At 51.1% G+C, this 17,978-nt stretch carries 17 protein-coding genes and 1 other annotated feature; all 17 genes read left to right on the forward strand.

Annotation, left to right across the window (positions count from 1 at the left end; genetic code table 11):
• Positions 1-53 precede the first annotated feature (53 nt).
• The 17 genes from rpmG to rplC all read left to right on the forward strand — a co-directional run bounded on the left by rpmG (position 54) and on the right by rplC (position 17,959).
• Positions 54-203 (forward strand): 50S ribosomal protein L33, encoded by a 150-nt coding sequence (gene rpmG, locus KQX66_RS32640; RefSeq protein ID WP_025851018.1) that lies wholly within the window; start codon positions 54-56, stop codon positions 201-203.
• 17 nt (positions 204-220) lie between these two features.
• Positions 221-433, forward strand: a complete 213-nt coding sequence (secE, locus tag KQX66_RS32645) for a preprotein translocase subunit SecE (protein ID WP_010498901.1) — start codon at positions 221-223, stop codon at positions 431-433.
• Between the two features lie 23 nt (positions 434-456).
• Positions 457-990: a transcription termination/antitermination protein NusG gene (gene nusG / locus KQX66_RS32650; RefSeq protein ID WP_108534897.1), complete on the forward strand. Its 534-nt coding sequence runs from the start codon at positions 457-459 to the stop codon at positions 988-990.
• Between the two features lie 41 nt (positions 991-1,031).
• Positions 1,032-1,457, forward strand: a complete 426-nt coding sequence (rplK, locus tag KQX66_RS32655; RefSeq protein ID WP_010498899.1) for a 50S ribosomal protein L11 — start codon at positions 1,032-1,034, stop codon at positions 1,455-1,457.
• Positions 1,458-1,515: 58 nt separating this feature from the next.
• Positions 1,516-2,208, forward strand: a complete 693-nt coding sequence (gene rplA / locus KQX66_RS32660) for a 50S ribosomal protein L1 (protein WP_010498897.1) — start codon at positions 1,516-1,518, stop codon at positions 2,206-2,208.
• 54 nt (positions 2,209-2,262) lie between these two features.
• Positions 2,263-2,410: a sequence feature (ribosomal protein L10 leader region), on the forward strand.
• Positions 2,411-2,561: 151 nt separating this feature from the next.
• A complete protein-coding gene (gene rplJ / locus KQX66_RS32665; protein WP_216797734.1) occupies positions 2,562-3,071 on the forward strand; it encodes a 50S ribosomal protein L10 in 510 nt (169 codons plus the stop codon).
• Positions 3,072-3,129: 58 nt separating this feature from the next.
• Complete coding sequence (gene rplL / locus KQX66_RS32670) at positions 3,130-3,492, forward strand: 50S ribosomal protein L7/L12 (protein ID WP_216797735.1); 363 nt, start codon at positions 3,130-3,132, stop codon at positions 3,490-3,492.
• A gap of 82 nt (positions 3,493-3,574) precedes the next feature.
• Positions 3,575-4,171: a class I SAM-dependent methyltransferase gene (locus tag KQX66_RS32675; RefSeq protein WP_216797736.1), complete on the forward strand. Its 597-nt coding sequence runs from the start codon at positions 3,575-3,577 to the stop codon at positions 4,169-4,171.
• A gap of 495 nt (positions 4,172-4,666) precedes the next feature.
• On the forward strand, positions 4,667-8,221 hold the full coding sequence (gene rpoB, locus KQX66_RS32680; RefSeq protein ID WP_216797737.1) for a DNA-directed RNA polymerase subunit beta: 3,555 nt from the start codon (positions 4,667-4,669) through the stop codon (positions 8,219-8,221).
• A gap of 90 nt (positions 8,222-8,311) precedes the next feature.
• Positions 8,312-11,932 carry a DNA-directed RNA polymerase subunit beta' gene (gene rpoC / locus KQX66_RS32685; protein WP_216797738.1) on the forward strand — a complete coding sequence of 1,207 codons (3,621 nt, stop codon included), beginning with the start codon at positions 8,312-8,314 and terminating at the stop codon, positions 11,930-11,932.
• A 149-nt stretch (positions 11,933-12,081) separates the two neighbouring features.
• Positions 12,082-12,333 carry a ribosomal L7Ae/L30e/S12e/Gadd45 family protein gene (locus tag KQX66_RS32690; RefSeq protein WP_010498885.1) on the forward strand — a complete coding sequence of 84 codons (252 nt, stop codon included), beginning with the start codon at positions 12,082-12,084 and terminating at the stop codon, positions 12,331-12,333.
• 124 nt (positions 12,334-12,457) lie between these two features.
• The gene (rpsL, locus tag KQX66_RS32695; RefSeq protein ID WP_010498884.1) at positions 12,458-12,877 is read left to right on the forward strand and encodes a 30S ribosomal protein S12; all 420 of its coding nucleotides are present in this window, start codon (positions 12,458-12,460) and stop codon (positions 12,875-12,877) included.
• A 42-nt stretch (positions 12,878-12,919) separates the two neighbouring features.
• Positions 12,920-13,390, forward strand: coding sequence for a 30S ribosomal protein S7 (gene rpsG, locus KQX66_RS32700; protein WP_010498883.1), 471 nt, complete (start codon positions 12,920-12,922; stop codon positions 13,388-13,390).
• A 35-nt stretch (positions 13,391-13,425) separates the two neighbouring features.
• Positions 13,426-15,501 carry an elongation factor G gene (gene fusA, locus KQX66_RS32705; RefSeq protein WP_216797739.1) on the forward strand — a complete coding sequence of 692 codons (2,076 nt, stop codon included), beginning with the start codon at positions 13,426-13,428 and terminating at the stop codon, positions 15,499-15,501.
• Positions 15,502-15,534: 33 nt separating this feature from the next.
• Positions 15,535-16,725 (forward strand): elongation factor Tu, encoded by a 1,191-nt coding sequence (tuf, locus tag KQX66_RS32710; protein ID WP_054975995.1) that lies wholly within the window; start codon positions 15,535-15,537, stop codon positions 16,723-16,725.
• 244 nt (positions 16,726-16,969) lie between these two features.
• Positions 16,970-17,278 carry a 30S ribosomal protein S10 gene (gene rpsJ, locus KQX66_RS32715; protein ID WP_006212922.1) on the forward strand — a complete coding sequence of 103 codons (309 nt, stop codon included), beginning with the start codon at positions 16,970-16,972 and terminating at the stop codon, positions 17,276-17,278.
• A gap of 54 nt (positions 17,279-17,332) precedes the next feature.
• Positions 17,333-17,959, forward strand: a complete 627-nt coding sequence (rplC, locus tag KQX66_RS32720) for a 50S ribosomal protein L3 (protein WP_127487853.1) — start codon at positions 17,333-17,335, stop codon at positions 17,957-17,959.
• The last annotated feature ends 19 nt before the right edge of the window (positions 17,960-17,978 follow it).

Genomic DNA, 17,978 nt, shown 5'->3' on the forward strand with positions numbered 1-17,978 from the left:
GCTGGTCGTGTAAGGTTGTAAATTTCGAGGCTGGTCCGTAGGAGGTGTACATCATGCGGGTGATCATCACGTTAGCGTGCACAAACTGCAAGCAAAGAAACTATACATCCACCAAAAATAAGCGCAACCATCCTGACCGCATGGAGCTCAAGAAATATTGCAAGTTTTGCAATGAACAAACTGCTCATCGCGAGACTCGCTAGTTTTTGGAGGTGTAGTTGTGTCCTTTTTGGCTAAAATGAAGCAGGGATTCGGCAACACATTTTCCTTTTTCGGCGACAGCTGGTCTGAGCTGAAAAAAGTGAAATGGCCTACCCGTAAAGAGCTGATTAGCTATACGCTAGTCGTGTTGTTTACGGTTGCCTTCGTGACGGTGTACTTCTACGTTCTGGACTTAGGAATTTCTGAGCTGCTTCGACTCGTGTTTAAATAAAGCTGACGGGTGGCGCTATGGAAATGGAAAAAAGATGGTACGTCGTTCATACTTACTCCGGGTATGAAAACAAGGTAAAGGCCAATTTGGAGAAACGCGTCGAATCCATGGATATGAAGGACAAGATCTTTCGTGTGCTCGTTCCCATGGAGGAGGAGCTTGTGAATAAGGATGGCAAGAAAAAAACGGTTATGCGCAAAGTATATCCGGGGTACGTTCTCGTGGAGATGATCCAAACGGACGACTCTTGGTATGTGGTGCGCAACACGCCCGGCGTTACCGGGTTCGTGGGTTCAACCGGTTCGGGGTCGAAGCCGACGGCTTTGCTTCCGGAGGAAGTCGATTCTATTCTCAAGCATATGGGTATCGATGAGCCGAAGCCAAAAATCGACTTCGAACTCAAAGAGACCGTGCGCGTGAAAGTCGGACCGTTCGCCAACTTTGTCGGTTCCGTGGAAGAAATTCTGCTCGACAAAAGCAAGCTGAAGGTCCATGTCAACATGTTCGGCAGAGAAACGCCGCTGGAGCTCGACTACCACCAGGTGGAAAAGTTGTAGCGTGAAACACTGCCATACTACGGGCGAGGAGGTGTCACACAATGGCAAAAAAGGTTATTAAAGTTGTGAAACTGCAGGTTCCTGCAGGGAAAGCGAATCCGGCTCCGCCAATCGGTCCGGCTCTCGGTCAAGCAGGCGTTAACATCATGGCATTCTGCAAAGAGTTCAACGCTCGTACTGCCGATCAAGCAGGTCTGATCATTCCGGTTGAGATCTCCGTATTCGAAGACCGTTCTTTCACGTTCATCACGAAAACGCCGCCGGCTGCCGTATTGTTGCGCGTAGCTGCAGGGATCGAAAAAGGATCTGGCGAACCGAACAAGAAGAAGGTTGCAACTGTAAAACGCGCGAAAGTGCGTGAAATCGCCGAGCAAAAAATGCCTGACCTGAACGCTGCTTCCGTTGAGGCTGCTATGCGCATGGTCGAAGGTACGGCTCGCAGCATGGGCGTAGTCATCGAAGACTAATCGCTCACTGCATTCAGTGGGAGGATATTCCGCTAATACCACATAGGAGGACATAAAAGTGGCTAAACACGGTAAGAAATACCTTGAAGTTGCTAAGCAAATCGATGCTGAGACGTTCTATGAGCCGCTCGAAGCCATCGAACTCGTTAAGAAAACGGCACGCGCTAAATTCGACGAAACCGTTGAAGTAGCTGTGCGTCTGGGCGTAGACCCGAGAAAACAAGACCAAGCCGTTCGCGGTGTGGTTGTACTGCCTCACGGCACAGGTAAAACGAAACGCGTTCTTGTATTTGCCAAAGGCGACAAAGCCAAAGAAGCGGAAGCGGCAGGCGCCGATTTCGTAGGCGATCAAGACATGATCAACAAAATTCAGCAAGGCTGGTTCGACTTCGATGTCTGCGTAGCTACGCCGGACATGATGAGCGAAGTGGGTAAACTTGGCCGTATCTTGGGTGGTAAAGGTTTGATGCCGAACCCGAAAGCGGGCACTGTTACGTTCGACGTAGCGAAAGCCGTTCAGGAGATTAAGGCAGGTAAAATCGAATACCGTCTGGACAAAGCCGGACAAATCCATGCGCCGATCGGTAAGGTATCTTTCGACGCCGAGAAGCTTGCTGAGAACTTCAAAGCTTTGATCGATGCGCTCAACAGAGCAAAACCGGCTGCAGCCAAAGGGGTATACCTGAAAAACATCGCGGTATCCTCGACGATGGGGCCAAGCGCTCGTGTCAATGCAACAGCCCTGAGATAAGGTAAAGCTTGGTAGTTGACTTTTGAAGTCATCCATGCTAACCTGTTTTAGGTTGACAAACGAATATGCTTACCGTAGACAGCAGGTGCTCATTCGAGCTTAATTTCCTGCCGAGGTGTTGTGATATAAATTCGATATTCTGTACGGAATATGTGAATCGTCATGCCTTCGCCGTGTCTGCGAAGGCATTTTCGCTTTTAGCGGGAATGTCGGCGGAGAGTGGCGGCGAGGAAAGGGAACGACCTCGAGAACGTGTTTACGAAGTAAGTTTTCGGACGCTTAAGAAGCAGTTTTCTCACGAGAGCTGATGCTTACGAAATAGTTTTCTTACGAAAACTTGTAGGAGGTGCAAAATGGCAAACGTAAAAATTATCGAGCAAAAAGCTCAGCAAGTTACGGAAGTATCTGATAAGCTGAAAGAGAACTCTTGCTCCATCGTAGCTGACTACCGCGGTTTGAACGTGAAGCAAGTAACCGAGCTTCGCAAACAACTGCGTGAAGCGGGCGTAGAATTCCAAGTGTTGAAAAACACGCTGATTCGTCGCGCGACAGCTACTGCGGAATTGTCTGATCTGGATGAGTACTTGACCGGTCCTACCGCGATTGCATTCAGCAAAGACGACATTGTAACTCCGGCCAAAATTTTGACCGAGTTCGCCAAGAAAAACGACCAGCTCAGCGTAAAAGCGGGTGTCGTTGAAGGTAAAGTGGTTGATTTCAACCAAATCAAAGCGCTGGCGGAACTGCCTTCCAGAGAAGGTCTTCTGTCCATGTTGCTCAGCGTGCTTCAAGCTCCGGTTCGCAACTTCGCCCTTGCGGTTAAAGCTGTGTCCGAGAAGCAAGAAGGCGGCGCGCAAGCGTAATTGTGCCGTTTGAAATGATTACAAAACATTCTTAATTGAAGATAATGGAGGTTTAACCATGAGCAAAGAGCAAATCTTGGAAGCCATCAAAGGCATGACTGTTTTGGAACTGAACGATCTGGTTAAAGCAATCGAAGAAGAGTTCGGCGTAACCGCAGCAGCTCCGGTAGCTGTTGTAGCAGGCGGCGCTGTGGCAGAAGCTGCAGAGCAAACAGAATTCGACGTAATTCTGACCAACGCTGGCGCGTCCAAAATCAACGTTATCAAAGTTGTTCGCGAAATCACGGGTCTCGGCCTGAAAGAAGCAAAAGATCTCGTAGACAACGCACCGAAGCCGCTTAAAGAGAAAGTATCCAAAGAAGAAGCTGAATCCGTTAAAGCAAAATTGGAAGAAGCAGGCGCTTCCGTAGAAGTGAAGTAATTCGAGCTACAGCACCCCTTGCAGAGGCGATCCTCTTCAAGGGGTTTTCCTTTTCAATCCCGAACCAGGAGGCGGTGGATACGTGTCCGAGCATTACTATACCCCGAGACCCAGTGTAGAACACGATTTGCACACCATCGAGGAAACGCTGCGCGGTCGCAGCTTTGTTTTTTGGACGGATGCTGGGGTCTTCTCCAAAAAGGGGGTCGATTACGGATCGAAGCTGCTTGTGCAGACTATGGAATTGGCGAAGCAAGCCAGGGTGCTGGATGTGGGCTGCGGGTACGGCCCGATTGGATTGGCGGCCGCAGTGGCAGCGGAGCAGGGAAGCGTTACGATGGTGGACATTAACGAGCGTGCCATTGAACTCGCGAAACGAAACGCCGAGCGCAACCGGATCGCAAACGTCCGCATTTTGCAAAGCGATTTGTTGGCAAAGGTGATGGACCAGACTTTTGATGCGGTGCTGACCAATCCGCCTATTCGTGCCGGTAAAGAGACGGTACACCGCGTGTTTGAGCAGGCCCACCATGTATTGGTTCCCGGCGGGGCGCTATGGGTAGTCATCCAGAAAAAGCAGGGGGCTCCTTCCGCTTATGCCAAGCTAGAGTCCCTCTATTCCCAAGTAGAAGAAGTCGAGCGCGACAAGGGCTATTGGATCATCAAGGCCGTGAAGTGACTCCTGCGTTAGCGGAGGAATATATCGGTTGGCGGCGAGGTTGAGCCAGTAGCACGGAGGAGTATGACCATTTACCGCGATTTTTTTGCAAGCTTCCAGACCTATTGGTGTAATTAAAAAGGAAGCTTGCAAAACGTGTTTGAGGTCAGGTAAATGGTTATACTCTGAAGTTGGAAATATGTTGACTTGACTTTCGCTTTGTGATATTATTATAAAATGTCAGCATTAAGATAGGGTGAAATCTCTTTAGTCGACTAAAATGTCAAGATTTTTTTATACACGTATGAATAAAATTTTTCCAATTGACGTATAATGTTAAAATTTTAGGTAAACCATACAAGGTATAAGGAAATTTATGGCAAGTCGAAAGGGTAGGCATCCATATTACTATTTGTATTAGTCATTTAGAAGCTTCCTGAAGAAGTGACACTTCGCGCAGTTATTTACTCGAGAAGGCTTCCCAAAGAGGCTTTTATTTTGTTCTATTGAGTAGACATGAGGGGTGAATCTAAGTTGGCGGGACATCTTGTTCAATTAGGTAGACGTAAACGCAGGTCATACGCTCGGATTCATGAGGTTTTGGAGGTTCCAAACCTGATCGAAATCCAACAAAAATCATATCAATGGTTTTTGGATGAGGGATTGCGTGAAATGTTTCAAGATATTTCCCCGATCCAAGACTTTACGGGGAATTTGGTGTTGGAATTTATCGACTACAGCTTGGGAGAGCCTAAGTATTCGGTCGATGAATCCAAGGAACGCGACGTCACCTTTGCTGCACCGCTTCGTGTGAAAGTACGCTTGATCAATAAAGAAACCGGCGAGGTTAAAGAGCAGGAAGTGTTTATGGGCGACTTCCCTTTGATGACCGAGACGGGCACCTTTATTATCAACGGCGCTGAACGGGTTATCGTCAGCCAGCTGGTTCGTTCCCCTAGCGTTTATTTTAGCACGAAAGTCGATAAGAACGGAAAGAAAACATATACCGCAACCGTTATTCCGAACCGCGGTGCATGGCTGGAGCTGGAGACGGACGCGAAGGACATTATCTACGTGCGGATCGACCGTACGCGGAAAATTCCGGTCACGGTGCTGCTCCGCGCTCTTGGTTTCGGTACCGATGCGGAAATCATAGATTTGCTCGGTGACAACGAGTATATCCGCAACACGCTGGACAAGGACAATACCGATTCGACGGACAAGGCCTTGATCGAGATCTACGAGCGCCTGCGTCCGGGCGAGCCGCCTACGTTGGATAACGCGAGAAGCTTGCTAGTTGCGCGCTTTTTCGATCCGAAGCGGTACGATCTGGCTAACGTCGGCCGGTACAAAATCAACAAGAAGCTGCACATCAAAAACCGTCTGTTCAATCAGCGGCTGGCAGAGACGCTTGTCGATACGAATACCGGAGAAATTGTTGCCGAAGCCGGCCAATTGCTCGACCGCCGTCTGCTGGACACGATCATTCCATATTTGGAAGAAAGCGTCGGCTTCACGGAATACAGCGTAATCAACGGTGTGACCGAGTCGGATAGAATCCCGCTGCAATGCGTCAGCGTATATTCTCCGCTTGAGGATGGGAAGGTCGTCAAGGTTATTGCCAACGGCAAGATCGATAAAACGGTCAAAAACATTACCCCGGCCGATATTATCTCATCCATTAACTATTTCATTAACCTGCTGCACGGTATTGGCAGCACGGACGACATCGACCACTTGGGGAACCGTCGTCTGCGCTCCGTCGGCGAGCTTCTGCAGAACCAGTTCCGGATCGGTTTGTCCCGTATGGAGCGCGTTGTGCGCGAGCGGATGTCGATTCAAGACGTGAACACCATCACTCCGCAGCAGCTGATCAATATTCGTCCGGTCATTGCGTCCATCAAAGAGTTTTTCGGAAGCTCCCAGCTTTCGCAGTTTATGGACCAAACGAACCCGCTTGCCGAGCTTACGCACAAACGTCGTTTGTCCGCATTGGGACCCGGCGGTTTGACGCGGGAGCGCGCCGGCTTCGAAGTCCGGGACGTTCACCACTCTCACTATGGACGGATGTGTCCGATTGAGACGCCGGAGGGACCGAACATCGGGTTGATCAACTCTTTGTCGACCTTTGCGCGTGTCAATGAGTTCGGCTTTATCGAAGCTCCGTATCGGCGCGTCGACCCGAATACGGGTATGGTGACGGATGAAATCGCCTATTTGACAGCCGATGAAGAGGACAACTATGTTGTCGCTCAGGCGAACGCCGAACTGACTGAGGAAGGCAAGTTTGCCAACGACTCTGTCATCGTGCGTTACAAAGACGATATTTTGACCTTGCCTAAAGACCGCGTCGATTACATGGACGTTTCTCCGAAACAGGTCGTATCCGTGGCGACGGCATTGATTCCATTCCTTGAAAATGACGACTCCAACCGCGCCCTGATGGGATCGAACATGCAGCGTCAGGCGGTACCGCTTCTTATTCCGAAGTCGCCGCTTGTCGGTACGGGGATGGAGCACAAATCGGCAAAAGACTCCGGCGTATGTATCGTTTCCAAAGTGAACGGCGTCGTCGAACGGGTTTCGGCTAACGAGATCTGGGTGCGTCGCCAAGAAATGGTGGATGGCCGTTTGGTCAACGGAGACATTATCAAGCATAAGCTGCACAAGTTTTTGCGCTCCAACCAAGGAACTTGCATCAACCAGCGTCCGATTTGCCATAAGGGCGAACAAGTTCGCGTCGGCGACATTTTGGCCGACGGTCCTTCGACCGAGCAGGGCGAGCTGGCGCTTGGCCGCAACGTCGTCGTTGCTTTCATGACTTGGGAAGGCTACAACTACGAGGATGCGATTCTGCTTAGCGAAAAATTGGTGAAGGAAGACGTCTATACTTCCATTCACATTGAAGAATACGAATCCGAAGCGCGCGACACGAAGCTCGGACCGGAAGAAATCACCCGGGATATTCCGAACGTGGGCGAAGATGCGCTGAAGAACTTGGACGAACGCGGCATTATCCGCGTCGGTGCGGAGATCGCCGCCGGCGACATTCTGGTCGGCAAAGTTACGCCTAAAGGGGTAACCGAGCTTACGGCGGAAGAGCGTCTTCTGCACGCCATCTTCGGGGAGAAAGCCCGCGAAGTCCGCGACACTTCGCTTCGCGTGCCTCACGGTACGGACGGAATCGTAGTCGACGTGAAGGTGTTTACCCGCGAGAATGGCGACGAGCTTCCTCCAGGCGTCAATCAATTGGTACGCGTCTATATCGCCCAAAAACGGAAAATTTCCGAAGGCGATAAAATGGCGGGACGCCACGGTAACAAAGGGGTTATCGCGCGCATTTTGCCGGAAGAGGACATGCCGTTCCTGCCGGACGGAACGCCGGTTGAAGTCGTATTGAACCCGCTTGGGGTTCCTTCCCGGATGAACATCGGTCAGGTGCTGGAAGTTCACTTGGGGATGGCCGCGAAATATCTCGGTATTCACACGGCTACGCCGGTATTCGACGGTGCCCGCGAGTACGACGTTTTCGATACGATGGAAGAAGCCGGAATGCAGCGCAACGGTAAAACGATGCTGTACGACGGCCGGACGGGAGAAGCGTTTGAACGTGAAGTTACCGTTGGCGTCATGTACATGATCAAGCTGGCGCACATGGTTGACGATAAAATCCATGCCCGTTCCACGGGACCATACTCTCTCGTTACGCAGCAGCCGCTCGGCGGTAAGGCGCAATTCGGCGGCCAGCGCTTCGGGGAGATGGAGGTATGGGCGCTTGAGGCGTACGGCGCAGCTTATACGCTGCAGGAAATCTTGACGGTCAAGTCCGACGATGTCGTCGGCCGCGTGAAGACGTACGAATCGATCGTCAAGGGCGAGAACGTTCCGGAGCCGGGCGTTCCGGAATCCTTCAAAGTATTGATCAAAGAGCTTCAAAGTTTGGGTATGGATGTCAAAATCTTGTCCGAGAACGAAGAAGAGATCGAAATGAAGGAAATGGACGACGAGGATGAGGTGACCAGCGACAAGCTGAACCTGAATCTCGAAGGCGCGGAGCTTGGTGTAGAGTAAGGCTGTGATGGAAATGCTTTACGGACGTAAGTCATGGGCATATGCCCGCACACAGATTTTGCTGCACAAAACATGGAGGAGGGTTGCTCCTTGATCGACGTCAACAATTTTGAGTACATGAAAATCGGATTGGCTTCCCCCGACAAGATACGTTCATGGTCCAGAGGCGAAGTAAAGAAGCCGGAAACGATCAACTATAGAACGTTGAAGCCGGAAAAGGAAGGCTTGTTCTGCGAGAAAATCTTCGGGCCGACCAAAGACTGGGAATGTCATTGCGGTAAATATAAACGCGTCCGTTACAAAGGCGTCGTCTGTGACCGATGCGGCGTAGAGGTTACCCGCCAAAAAGTGCGCCGCGAGCGCATGGGCCATATCGAACTGGCTGCGCCGGTTTCGCACATTTGGTACTTCAAAGGCATTCCAAGCCGCATGGGGCTCGCGCTTGACATGTCTCCCCGTTCGCTGGAGGAGATCATCTATTTCGCATCCTATGTTGTAACGGATCCGGGAGACACGCCGCTGGAGAAAAAACAGCTGCTCTCCGAGAAGGAATACCGCAGCTATCGCGAAAAGTATGGCTATGCGTTCCAAGCCGGCATGGGTGCCGAAGCGGTGAAGAAGCTTCTGCAGGATATCGACATCGAGAAAGAAGTCGATATGCTGAAGGAAGAGCTGAAAACCGCACAGGGTCAACGCCGCAACCGCGCAATCAAGCGGCTCGAAGTCATGGAAGCTTTCCGTAACTCGAAAAATATGCCGGAGTGGATGGTGCTGGACGTGCTGCCGGTCATTCCTCCGGAGCTCCGTCCGATGGTACAGCTGGACGGCGGACGTTTCGCGACCTCCGACTTGAACGACTTGTACCGCCGGGTAATTAACCGGAACAACCGTCTGAAAAGACTGCTCGACTTGGGCGCACCCGATATTATCGTGCAGAACGAGAAACGGATGCTGCAGGAAGCTGTTGACGCCTTGATCGACAACGGCCGCCGCGGCCGTCCGGTAACGGGTCCGGGCAACCGTCCGCTCAAATCGCTCAGCCATATGCTGAAAGGGAAGCAAGGTCGTTTCCGTCAAAACCTGCTCGGTAAACGGGTTGACTATTCCGGCCGTTCCGTTATCGTCGTCGGGCCGAGCCTGAAGATGTACCAATGCGGGCTCCCGAAAGAAATGGCGCTCGAGCTGTTTAAGCCTTTCGTCATGAAGGAGCTTGTCAATAAAGGTCTTGCGCACAACATCAAGAGTGCGAAGCGCAAAGTAGAACGCGTTAGCCCGGAAGTATGGGACGTGCTCGAAGAAGTGATCAAAGAGCATCCGGTCCTGCTTAACCGCGCCCCCACGCTTCACCGTCTCGGGATTCAGGCGTTCGAGCCAATCCTGGTCGAAGGGCGCGCGATCAAGCTGCATCCGCTCGTATGTACGGCTTATAACGCCGACTTTGATGGTGACCAGATGGCCGTTCACGTGCCGTTGTCCGCAGAAGCGCAAGCGGAAGCTCGCGTATTGATGTTGGCTTCGGGGAACATCTTGAACCCGAAAGACGGCAAGCCTGTCGTTACGCCTTCGCAGGATATGGTTCTCGGGAGCTTCTACTTGACGACCGAGAATAAACACGCAAAAGGTTCGATGACGATTCTTCGTACCGTTGCCGAAGCCGTGTCTCTGTATCATCGCGGAGACGCTTCGCTTCATGCCCGCGTAGCTATTCCGGCCAAAGCGCTCGGGAAAACGAGCTTTACGCCGGAGCAGCAAGAAGCGATGCTTATTACAACGATCGGAAAAATCATCTTTAACGAGATTTATCCTACGGACTTCCCGTACATCAACGAAGCGACCAAAGCGAACTTGTTGAACGGACCGTCGGATAACTACTTCGTATTCGAAAAAGGCGGAGATATCCGCACGAAGATGGAGGAGCTGCCGGAGACGAAGGCCGTAGGTAAAGACTACCTGGGTACGATCATCGCCGAATGCTTCCGCCGTTACCATACGACGCAAACGTCGGTGACGCTGGATAACATTAAGCAGCTTGGATTTACCTACTCCACACGGGCGGGGATCACGATCGCTGTGGCGGACGTTACCGTTCCACAGGAGAAGGATGAAATTCTTCAAGAGTCCGACGAGAAAGTCAAGGTCGTGACAAACCAATACCGTCGTGGTCTGATTACGGACGATGAGCGGTATGAACGCGTCATTGCGATCTGGAGTAAGGCGAAGGATGAAATTACCGACATTTTGATGAAGTCGCTTGATAAATACAACTCCATCAACATGATGGTCGAGTCCAAGGCGCGCGGTAACAAATCGCAGATCACCCAGCTTGGCGGGATGCGCGGTCTGATGGCGACGCCGACAGGCCGGATCTACGAATTGCCGATCAAATCGAACTTCCGCGAAGGCCTGACGGTCTTGGAGTACTTTATCTCCACGCACGGCGCGCGGAAAGGTTTGGCCGATACGGCGCTTCGTACCGCCGACTCCGGTTACCTGACCCGCCGTCTTGTCGACGTAGCGCAGGACGTCATCGTACGCGACGAGGATTGCGGTACGGACAAAGGCTTCTTGGTGAGCCGTATTCAGGACGGTAAAGAGGTTATTGAGGATCTGTACGACCGGATCGAAGGCCGTTATTCTTTCGAAACGATCCGCGATCCGAAGACCGGTGAAGTCATTGTTTCCCGCAACGATCTGATTGATGCAGGAAAAGCCGACCGGATTATTGATGCCGGCATTGAAAAAGTACAGATTCGTTCCGTACTTAGCTGCCGCTCCAGACACGGCGTATGTAAAAAATGTTATGGACGTAACTTGGCTACAGGCCAACACGTCGAGATCGGTGAAGCCGTAGGCATTATCGCGGCGCAATCCATCGGGGAACCGGGAACGCAGCTGACGATGCGTACGTTCCATACCGGGGGCGTTGCGGGCGACGATATTACCCAAGGTTTGCCGCGGATTCAGGAGCTTTTCGAAGCGCGGAATCCGAAAGGGCAAGCGACGATTTCCGAGATCGACGGCGTGGTAAAAGAAATTCGCGAAGCCAAAGACCGCCGGGAAATCGAGGTTCAAGGCGAAGCGGAATCCAAGGTGTACTCCATCTCTTACGGTTCCCGTATCCGGGTCTCCGTCAACCAGACTGTAGAGGCTGGCGACGAGCTGACCGAGGGTTCGATCGATCCGAAAGAAATGTTACGCATCAAAGGGATCCGCGGTGTGCAGAACTATATTTTGCAAGAGGTTCAGCGCGTATACCGGAACCAAGGGGTAGAAATCAACGACAAGCACGTTGAGGTTATGATCCGCCAGATGCTGCGTAAAATCCGTATCGTCGATGCGGGCAATACGACGCTGCTTCCGGGATCGTTCGTGGATATCCACGAATACGAGGAAGCGAACAAAGTGGCTCTCTTCGCGGGCGAAGAGCCTGCAGTTGCGAAGCCGGTGCTCCTCGGGATCACCAAGGCGTCGCTGGAGACCGATTCGTTCCTGTCTGCGGCATCGTTCCAGGAAACCACCCGGGTTCTTACCGATGCGGCGATCAAAGGTAAAGTCGACCAGTTGCTCGGCTTGAAAGAGAATGTTATCATCGGGAAGCTGATTCCGGCCGGTACGGGGATGTCGAGATACCGCAACATCCGTATCACCGACCCGAACGCCGTTCCGCTGGATGAAGAAATGACCGAGGCGGAAGCCATAACGGTAGAATAGAGCATGTCATAGACTTGCCTTTAAAATTTGGATTGAAAAATCTTGTTTAAAGGCAAGTCTTTATTCTTGACAGGGTATAATTGAAGTGCTAATATATCAAAGTGTGCCATTTTAGAGGCTCGTCACCTGTCCCTTGGAGGGGTTGTCACATGTCTTATGATAGAGTGAAGCAGGCTGCGAAACTGACTATCGGCACGAAGCAAGCGATGAAAACGGTGGAGCAAGGCCAAGCCACAGAAGTATTCATTGCGAAAGATGCAGATCCGCGAATTACGATAAAAATAGTTAACCTCTGCAAGAAATGCGGGGTTAAAGTGACATACGTGGACTCCATGAAGATGTTAGGTAAAGCGTGTGGAATCGATGTAGGCGCAGCTGTGGCTGCGGTGGTGAATGAATAGACGTTTTTGTCTGAGAAACAGCGATGGATCGAAGGCAAAAACTTTTCCTTTGTTCATTTACGACTCGCCTGGATCTGTGGGCTTGAAAATTGCAACATCAATTACGATGAAGGAGGTGGCCAATATGCCAACAATTAACCAGCTCGTTCGTAAAGGACGTCAAGCTAAAGTTGTAAAATCCAAATCCCCTGCTCTTCAAAGAGGCTTCAACGCCCTGAAAAGAGAAGCAACGGATCTGAGCTCCCCTCAAAAACGCGGTGTGTGTACTCGTGTAGGTACGATGACGCCGAAGAAACCGAACTCCGCACTTCGTAAATATGCGCGTGTTCGTTTGACCAACCGTGTCGAGGTTACGGCTTATATCCCGGGTATCGGACACAACCTGCAAGAGCACAGCGTGGTGCTGATCCGCGGAGGCCGGGTAAAAGACCTTCCGGGGGTACGTTACCATATCGTTCGCGGTGCGCTTGATACTGCAGGCGTGAACAACCGTAAACAAGCTCGTTCCAAGTACGGCGCGAAACGCCCGAAAGTGAAGAAATAATGAGTAGGAATCCAATGAACTTTTTGAGAAAGGGGGATAACTATGCCTCGTAAAGGTCCAGTTACTCGCAGAGACGTATTGCCAGATCCGGTGTATAACAGCAAGCTTGTTACCCGTTTGATCAACCGCATCATGATTGATGGTAAAAGAGGAGTAGCTCAACAGCTGCTTTACAATGCTTTCAATCTGATCCAAGAGCGTACAGGCAAAGAGCCGATGGAAGTTTTCGAACAAGCCATCAAAAACATCATGCCTGTTCTCGAAGTCAAAGCCCGCCGTGTGGGGGGAGCTAACTACCAAGTACCGATTGAAGTTAGACCTGAACGCCGCACGACGCTCGGACTTCGCTGGCTCGTCAACTACTCCCGCCTGCGCGGTGAGAAGACGATGGAAGAAAGATTGGCGCAAGAGATCATCGATGCAAGCAACAACACGGGCGCTTCCGTTAAAAAACGTGAAGACACGCACAAAATGGCTGAAGCCAACAGAGCGTTCGCGCACTATCGTTGGTAAAATTTTATTCCTATCAATAGGAAGGAGACAACCTGATGGCAAGAGAGTTCTCCTTAAAAGATACGCGTAACATCGGGATCATGGCGCATATCGATGCCGGTAAGACGACCACGACCGAGCGTATTCTGTTCTACACAGGCCGCGTGCACAAAATCGGTGAAGTTCACGAAGGTGGCGCAACGATGGACTGGATGGAGCAGGAACAGGAGCGCGGAATCACGATCACGTCCGCCGCTACGACCGCTCAATGGAAAGGTCACCGCATCAATATTATCGACACCCCGGGTCACGTTGACTTCACCGTTGAAGTTGAACGTTCCCTGCGCGTATTGGACGGAGCAGTTGGCGTATTCAGTGCCAAGGAAGGCGTTGAGCCTCAGTCCGAAACCGTTTGGCGTCAAGCGGACCGTTACGGCGTTCCTCGGATTGCTTACGTTAACAAGATGGATATCATTGGTGCAGATTTCCTGGGTGCCGTACAGCAAATGCGCGACAAATTGGGCGCAAATGCCGTTGCCATTCAACTGCCGATCGGCGCTGAAAGTGAATTCAGAGGCATTATTGATCTGGTTGAACAAGTCGCCTATATCTATAAAGACGACCTTGGCAAAGACGTAGAGCAAAGCGAAATCCCGGAAGACTATAAGGAAAGAGTCGAGGAGCTCCGCACAGAGCTTATCGAGAAAGTTGCCGAGCTGGACGAAGAACTCACAATGAAATACCTCGAAGGCGAAGAGATTACCGTCGAGGAAATCAAAGCCGCACTCCGTAAAGGCGTGTGCGAAGTGAAAATCTTCCCGGTTATCTGTGGATCTTCGTACAGAAACAAAGGCGTACAGCCTATGTTGGATGCCGTTGTTGCTTACCTTCCATCCCCGCTCGACGTGCCGGATATCAAAGGTACGCTGGAAGACGGATCGGAAGTTGTACGCAAATCGTCTGACGACGAGCCGTTCGCGGCGCTTGCGTTCAAAATCATGACAGACCCGTTTGTCGGTAAGTTGACATTCTTCCGCGTATACTCCGGTATCCTGAACTCCGGTTCCTACGTGGTCAATGCAACAAAAGGCAAGCGTGAACGGATCGGCCGTATTCTTCAAATGCACGCGAACAGCCGTCAAGAAATCAGCGTCGTTTACGCTGGTGACATTGCAGCTGCCGTAGGTTTGAAAGATACGACGACAGGCGATACGCTTTGCGACGAGAAAAATCCGGTTATTCTGGAGTCGATGAACTTCCCTGAGCCGGTTATCGAACTCGCGGTTGAGCCGAAAACGAAAGCCGACCAAGATAAAATGGGTATTGCTTTGGCGAAACTGGCCGAAGAAGATCCTACGTTCCGCGCAAAAACGAACGAAGAAACAGGCCAAACGATCATCGCCGGTATGGGTGAGCTTCACCTGGAGATCCTCGTTGACCGTATGCTTCGTGAGTTCAAGGTAGAAACCAACGTGGGTAAACCGCAGGTTGCTTACCGCGAAACGTTCCGTCAAGCGGCTAAAGTCGAAGGTAAATTCGTTCGCCAATCCGGTGGCCGTGGTCAATACGGACATTGTTGGGTGGAGTTCGAACCGCTTGAGCCAGGCACAGGCTTCCAATTCGAAAGCAAGATCGTCGGTGGTGCGATTCCGAGAGAATACATCGCGCCGATCCAAGCTGGTATCGAAGAGTCGATGAAAAACGGCGTGTATGCAGGCTTCCCGCTTGTAGACATTAAAGCTACCGTTGTCGACGGATCTTACCATGATGTTGACTCCTCCGAGATGGCGTTTAAAATCGCAGGTTCCATGGCCCTCAAAGCCGCTGCGGACAAATGCCGCCCGGTTCTGCTTGAGCCAATCATGAAAGTGGAAGTTACCGTACCGGAAGAGTACATGGGCGACGTTATGGGCGACCTGAACTCCCGCCGCGGACGGATCGAGGGTATGGATACTCGTCACGGTGCTCAAGTCATTCGTGCGAAAGTGCCTCTCTCCGAAATGTTCGGTTACTCCACGACACTGCGTTCCCGTACGCAAGGTCGCGGCGTATACTCGATGGAAATTTCCCATTATGAAGAAGTGCCTAAGTCCATTGCTGACGAAATCGTCGCAAAGAACAAAGGCGCCTAATATATTTAGATTATTTAAGGAGGCAATCTACTCATGGCAAAAGCGAAATTTGAGCGTAATAAACCGCACGTTAACATTGGTACCATCGGTCACGTTGACCATGGTAAAACAACTTTGACAGCGGCAATCACGACTGTATTGTCCAAAAAATACGGCGGTGCTGCTGTAGCATTCGACCAAATCGACAAAGCTCCGGAAGAGCGCGAGCGCGGTATCACGATCTCCACTGCGCACGTTGAATATGAAACTCCTAACCGTCACTACGCACACGTTGACTGCCCAGGCCACGCCGACTACGTTAAAAACATGATCACTGGCGCAGCTCAAATGGACGGCGCGATCCTGGTTGTATCCGCAGCTGACGGCCCAATGCCGCAAACTCGCGAGCACATCCTGTTGTCCCGTCAGGTAGGCGTACCTTACATCGTCGTATTCCTCAACAAATGCGACATGGTTGAAGACGAAGAGCTTCTTGAACTGGTTGAAATGGAAGTTCGCGACCTGCTCAACGAGTACGAGTTCCCGGGCGACGACACTCCGATCGTTCGCGGCGCAGCTCGTGAAGCACTGCAAAACCCAGACGGTCCTTGGGCTGACAAAATCGTTGAGCTGTTCGAGCACATCGATTCCTACATCCCGACGCCTGAGCGCGACACTGATAAGCCTTTCTTGATGCCGGTAGAGGACGTGTTCACGATCACTGGTCGTGGTACCGTTGCTACAGGTCGTGTAGAGCGCGGTGTAGTTAAAGTCGGCGACGAGATCGAAATCATCGGTCTGGTTGAAGAAACTCGCAAATCCGTTGTTACGGGCGTAGAAATGTTCCGTAAACTTCTGGATTCCGCTCAAGCGGGCGACAACATCGGCGCACTGCTTCGCGGTGTAGACCGTAAAGATATCGAGCGTGGACAAGTTTTGGCTAAACCGGGTTCGGTTAAACCGCACACGAACTTTTCCGCTCAAATCTACGTTTTGACTAAAGAAGAAGGTGGACGTCATAAGCCGTTCTTCACTGGCTACCGTCCGCAATTCTACTTCCGTACAACGGACGTTACGGGTATCATCAACCTGCCGGAAGGCACAGAGATGGTTATGCCTGGCGACAACATCACGGTAACGGTTGAGCTGATCGCTCCGATCGCTATCGAAGAAGGTACTCGCTTCGCTATCCGCGAAGGCGGCCGTACCGTTGGTGCCGGTGCCGTTGCTTCCATCACGAAGTAATCTGGTCTTCGGACTTAGCCCTTCATCTCTATGAGATGAAGGGTTTTTAATTTTTTTAGGCGAATGTCGAATTTTTTCTTGCTTTTTGGTTTTGTATTTAATATAATAGTGAACGTTGGTCTGTGACGTTGCGATGATGTGAGAGGTTGCTGACACACCCGGCCCCTTTGCCATAGGGACGGCGTCAGGAGATTTTCACGGAGTATGTCCGATACTAAATTGGGCGATAGAAGGAGGGAATACTATGGCAAAGCAAAAGATTCGTATTCGTTTGAAGGCTTATGATCACAGAGTGCTGGATCAATCCGCAGAGAAGATCGTGGAAACAGCCAAACGTTCCGGTGCAGGAGTGTCTGGTCCGATTCCGCTTCCGACTGAGAAGCAAATCATCACGATTCTGCGTGCGGTTCACAAGTACAAAGACTCGCGTGAGCAATTCGAAATGCGCACACATAAGCGTTTGATCGATATCGTCAATCCGACGCCGCAAACCGTTGATGCGCTGATGCGTCTGGATCTGCCGTCCGGTGTGGATATCGAAATCAAACTGTAATATACGTTTGTGGATAAATAAGCGACAAGCAAGAGAGGAAAAGAGGTGTCAACGATGACAAAAGGTATCTTAGGTAAAAAGCTTGGGATGACTCAAGTATTTACGCCGGAAGGATTGGTTGTACCGGTAACTGTAATTCAAGCGGGTCCTTGCACAGTGCTGCAGAAGAAGGATTCGGAGAACGACGGTTACGAAGCCATCCAAATCGGTTTTGCCGACAAGAAAGAAAAGAACGCGAACAAACCTGAGTTGGGCCATGCAAAAAAAGCAGGCGCAACGCCTAAGCGCTACGTTAAGGAGCTTCGCGGCGTTCAGATTTCCGAGTATGAAGTTGGCCAAGAAATCAAAGCCGACGTATTCTCCGAAGGTGAATTCGTTGATGTAACTGGAACGTCCAAAGGTAAAGGATTCCAAGGCGTTATCAAAAGACATAATCAATCCACTGGTCCGATGGCTCACGGCTCCCGTTACCACCGCGGTCCGGGTTCGATGGGTTCCATCCAGGCTAACCGTGTTCCTAAAGGTAAGAAATTGCCGGGTCACATGGGTACGGAAACCGTTACGATTCAAAAACTCGAAGTTGTGAAAGTAGACGTTGAGCGCAACGTTCTTCTGATCAAAGGCTCCATTCCGGGTCCTAAAAACAGCTTCGTTACGATAAAGTCTTCGGTGAAGAAGTAAGAAAGACGGAAAGGAGGAT

The organism is Paenibacillus oleatilyticus (assembly GCF_018998565.1).
GTDB classification, from domain to species: Bacteria; Bacillota; Bacilli; order Paenibacillales; family NBRC-103111; genus Paenibacillus_G; species Paenibacillus_G oleatilyticus.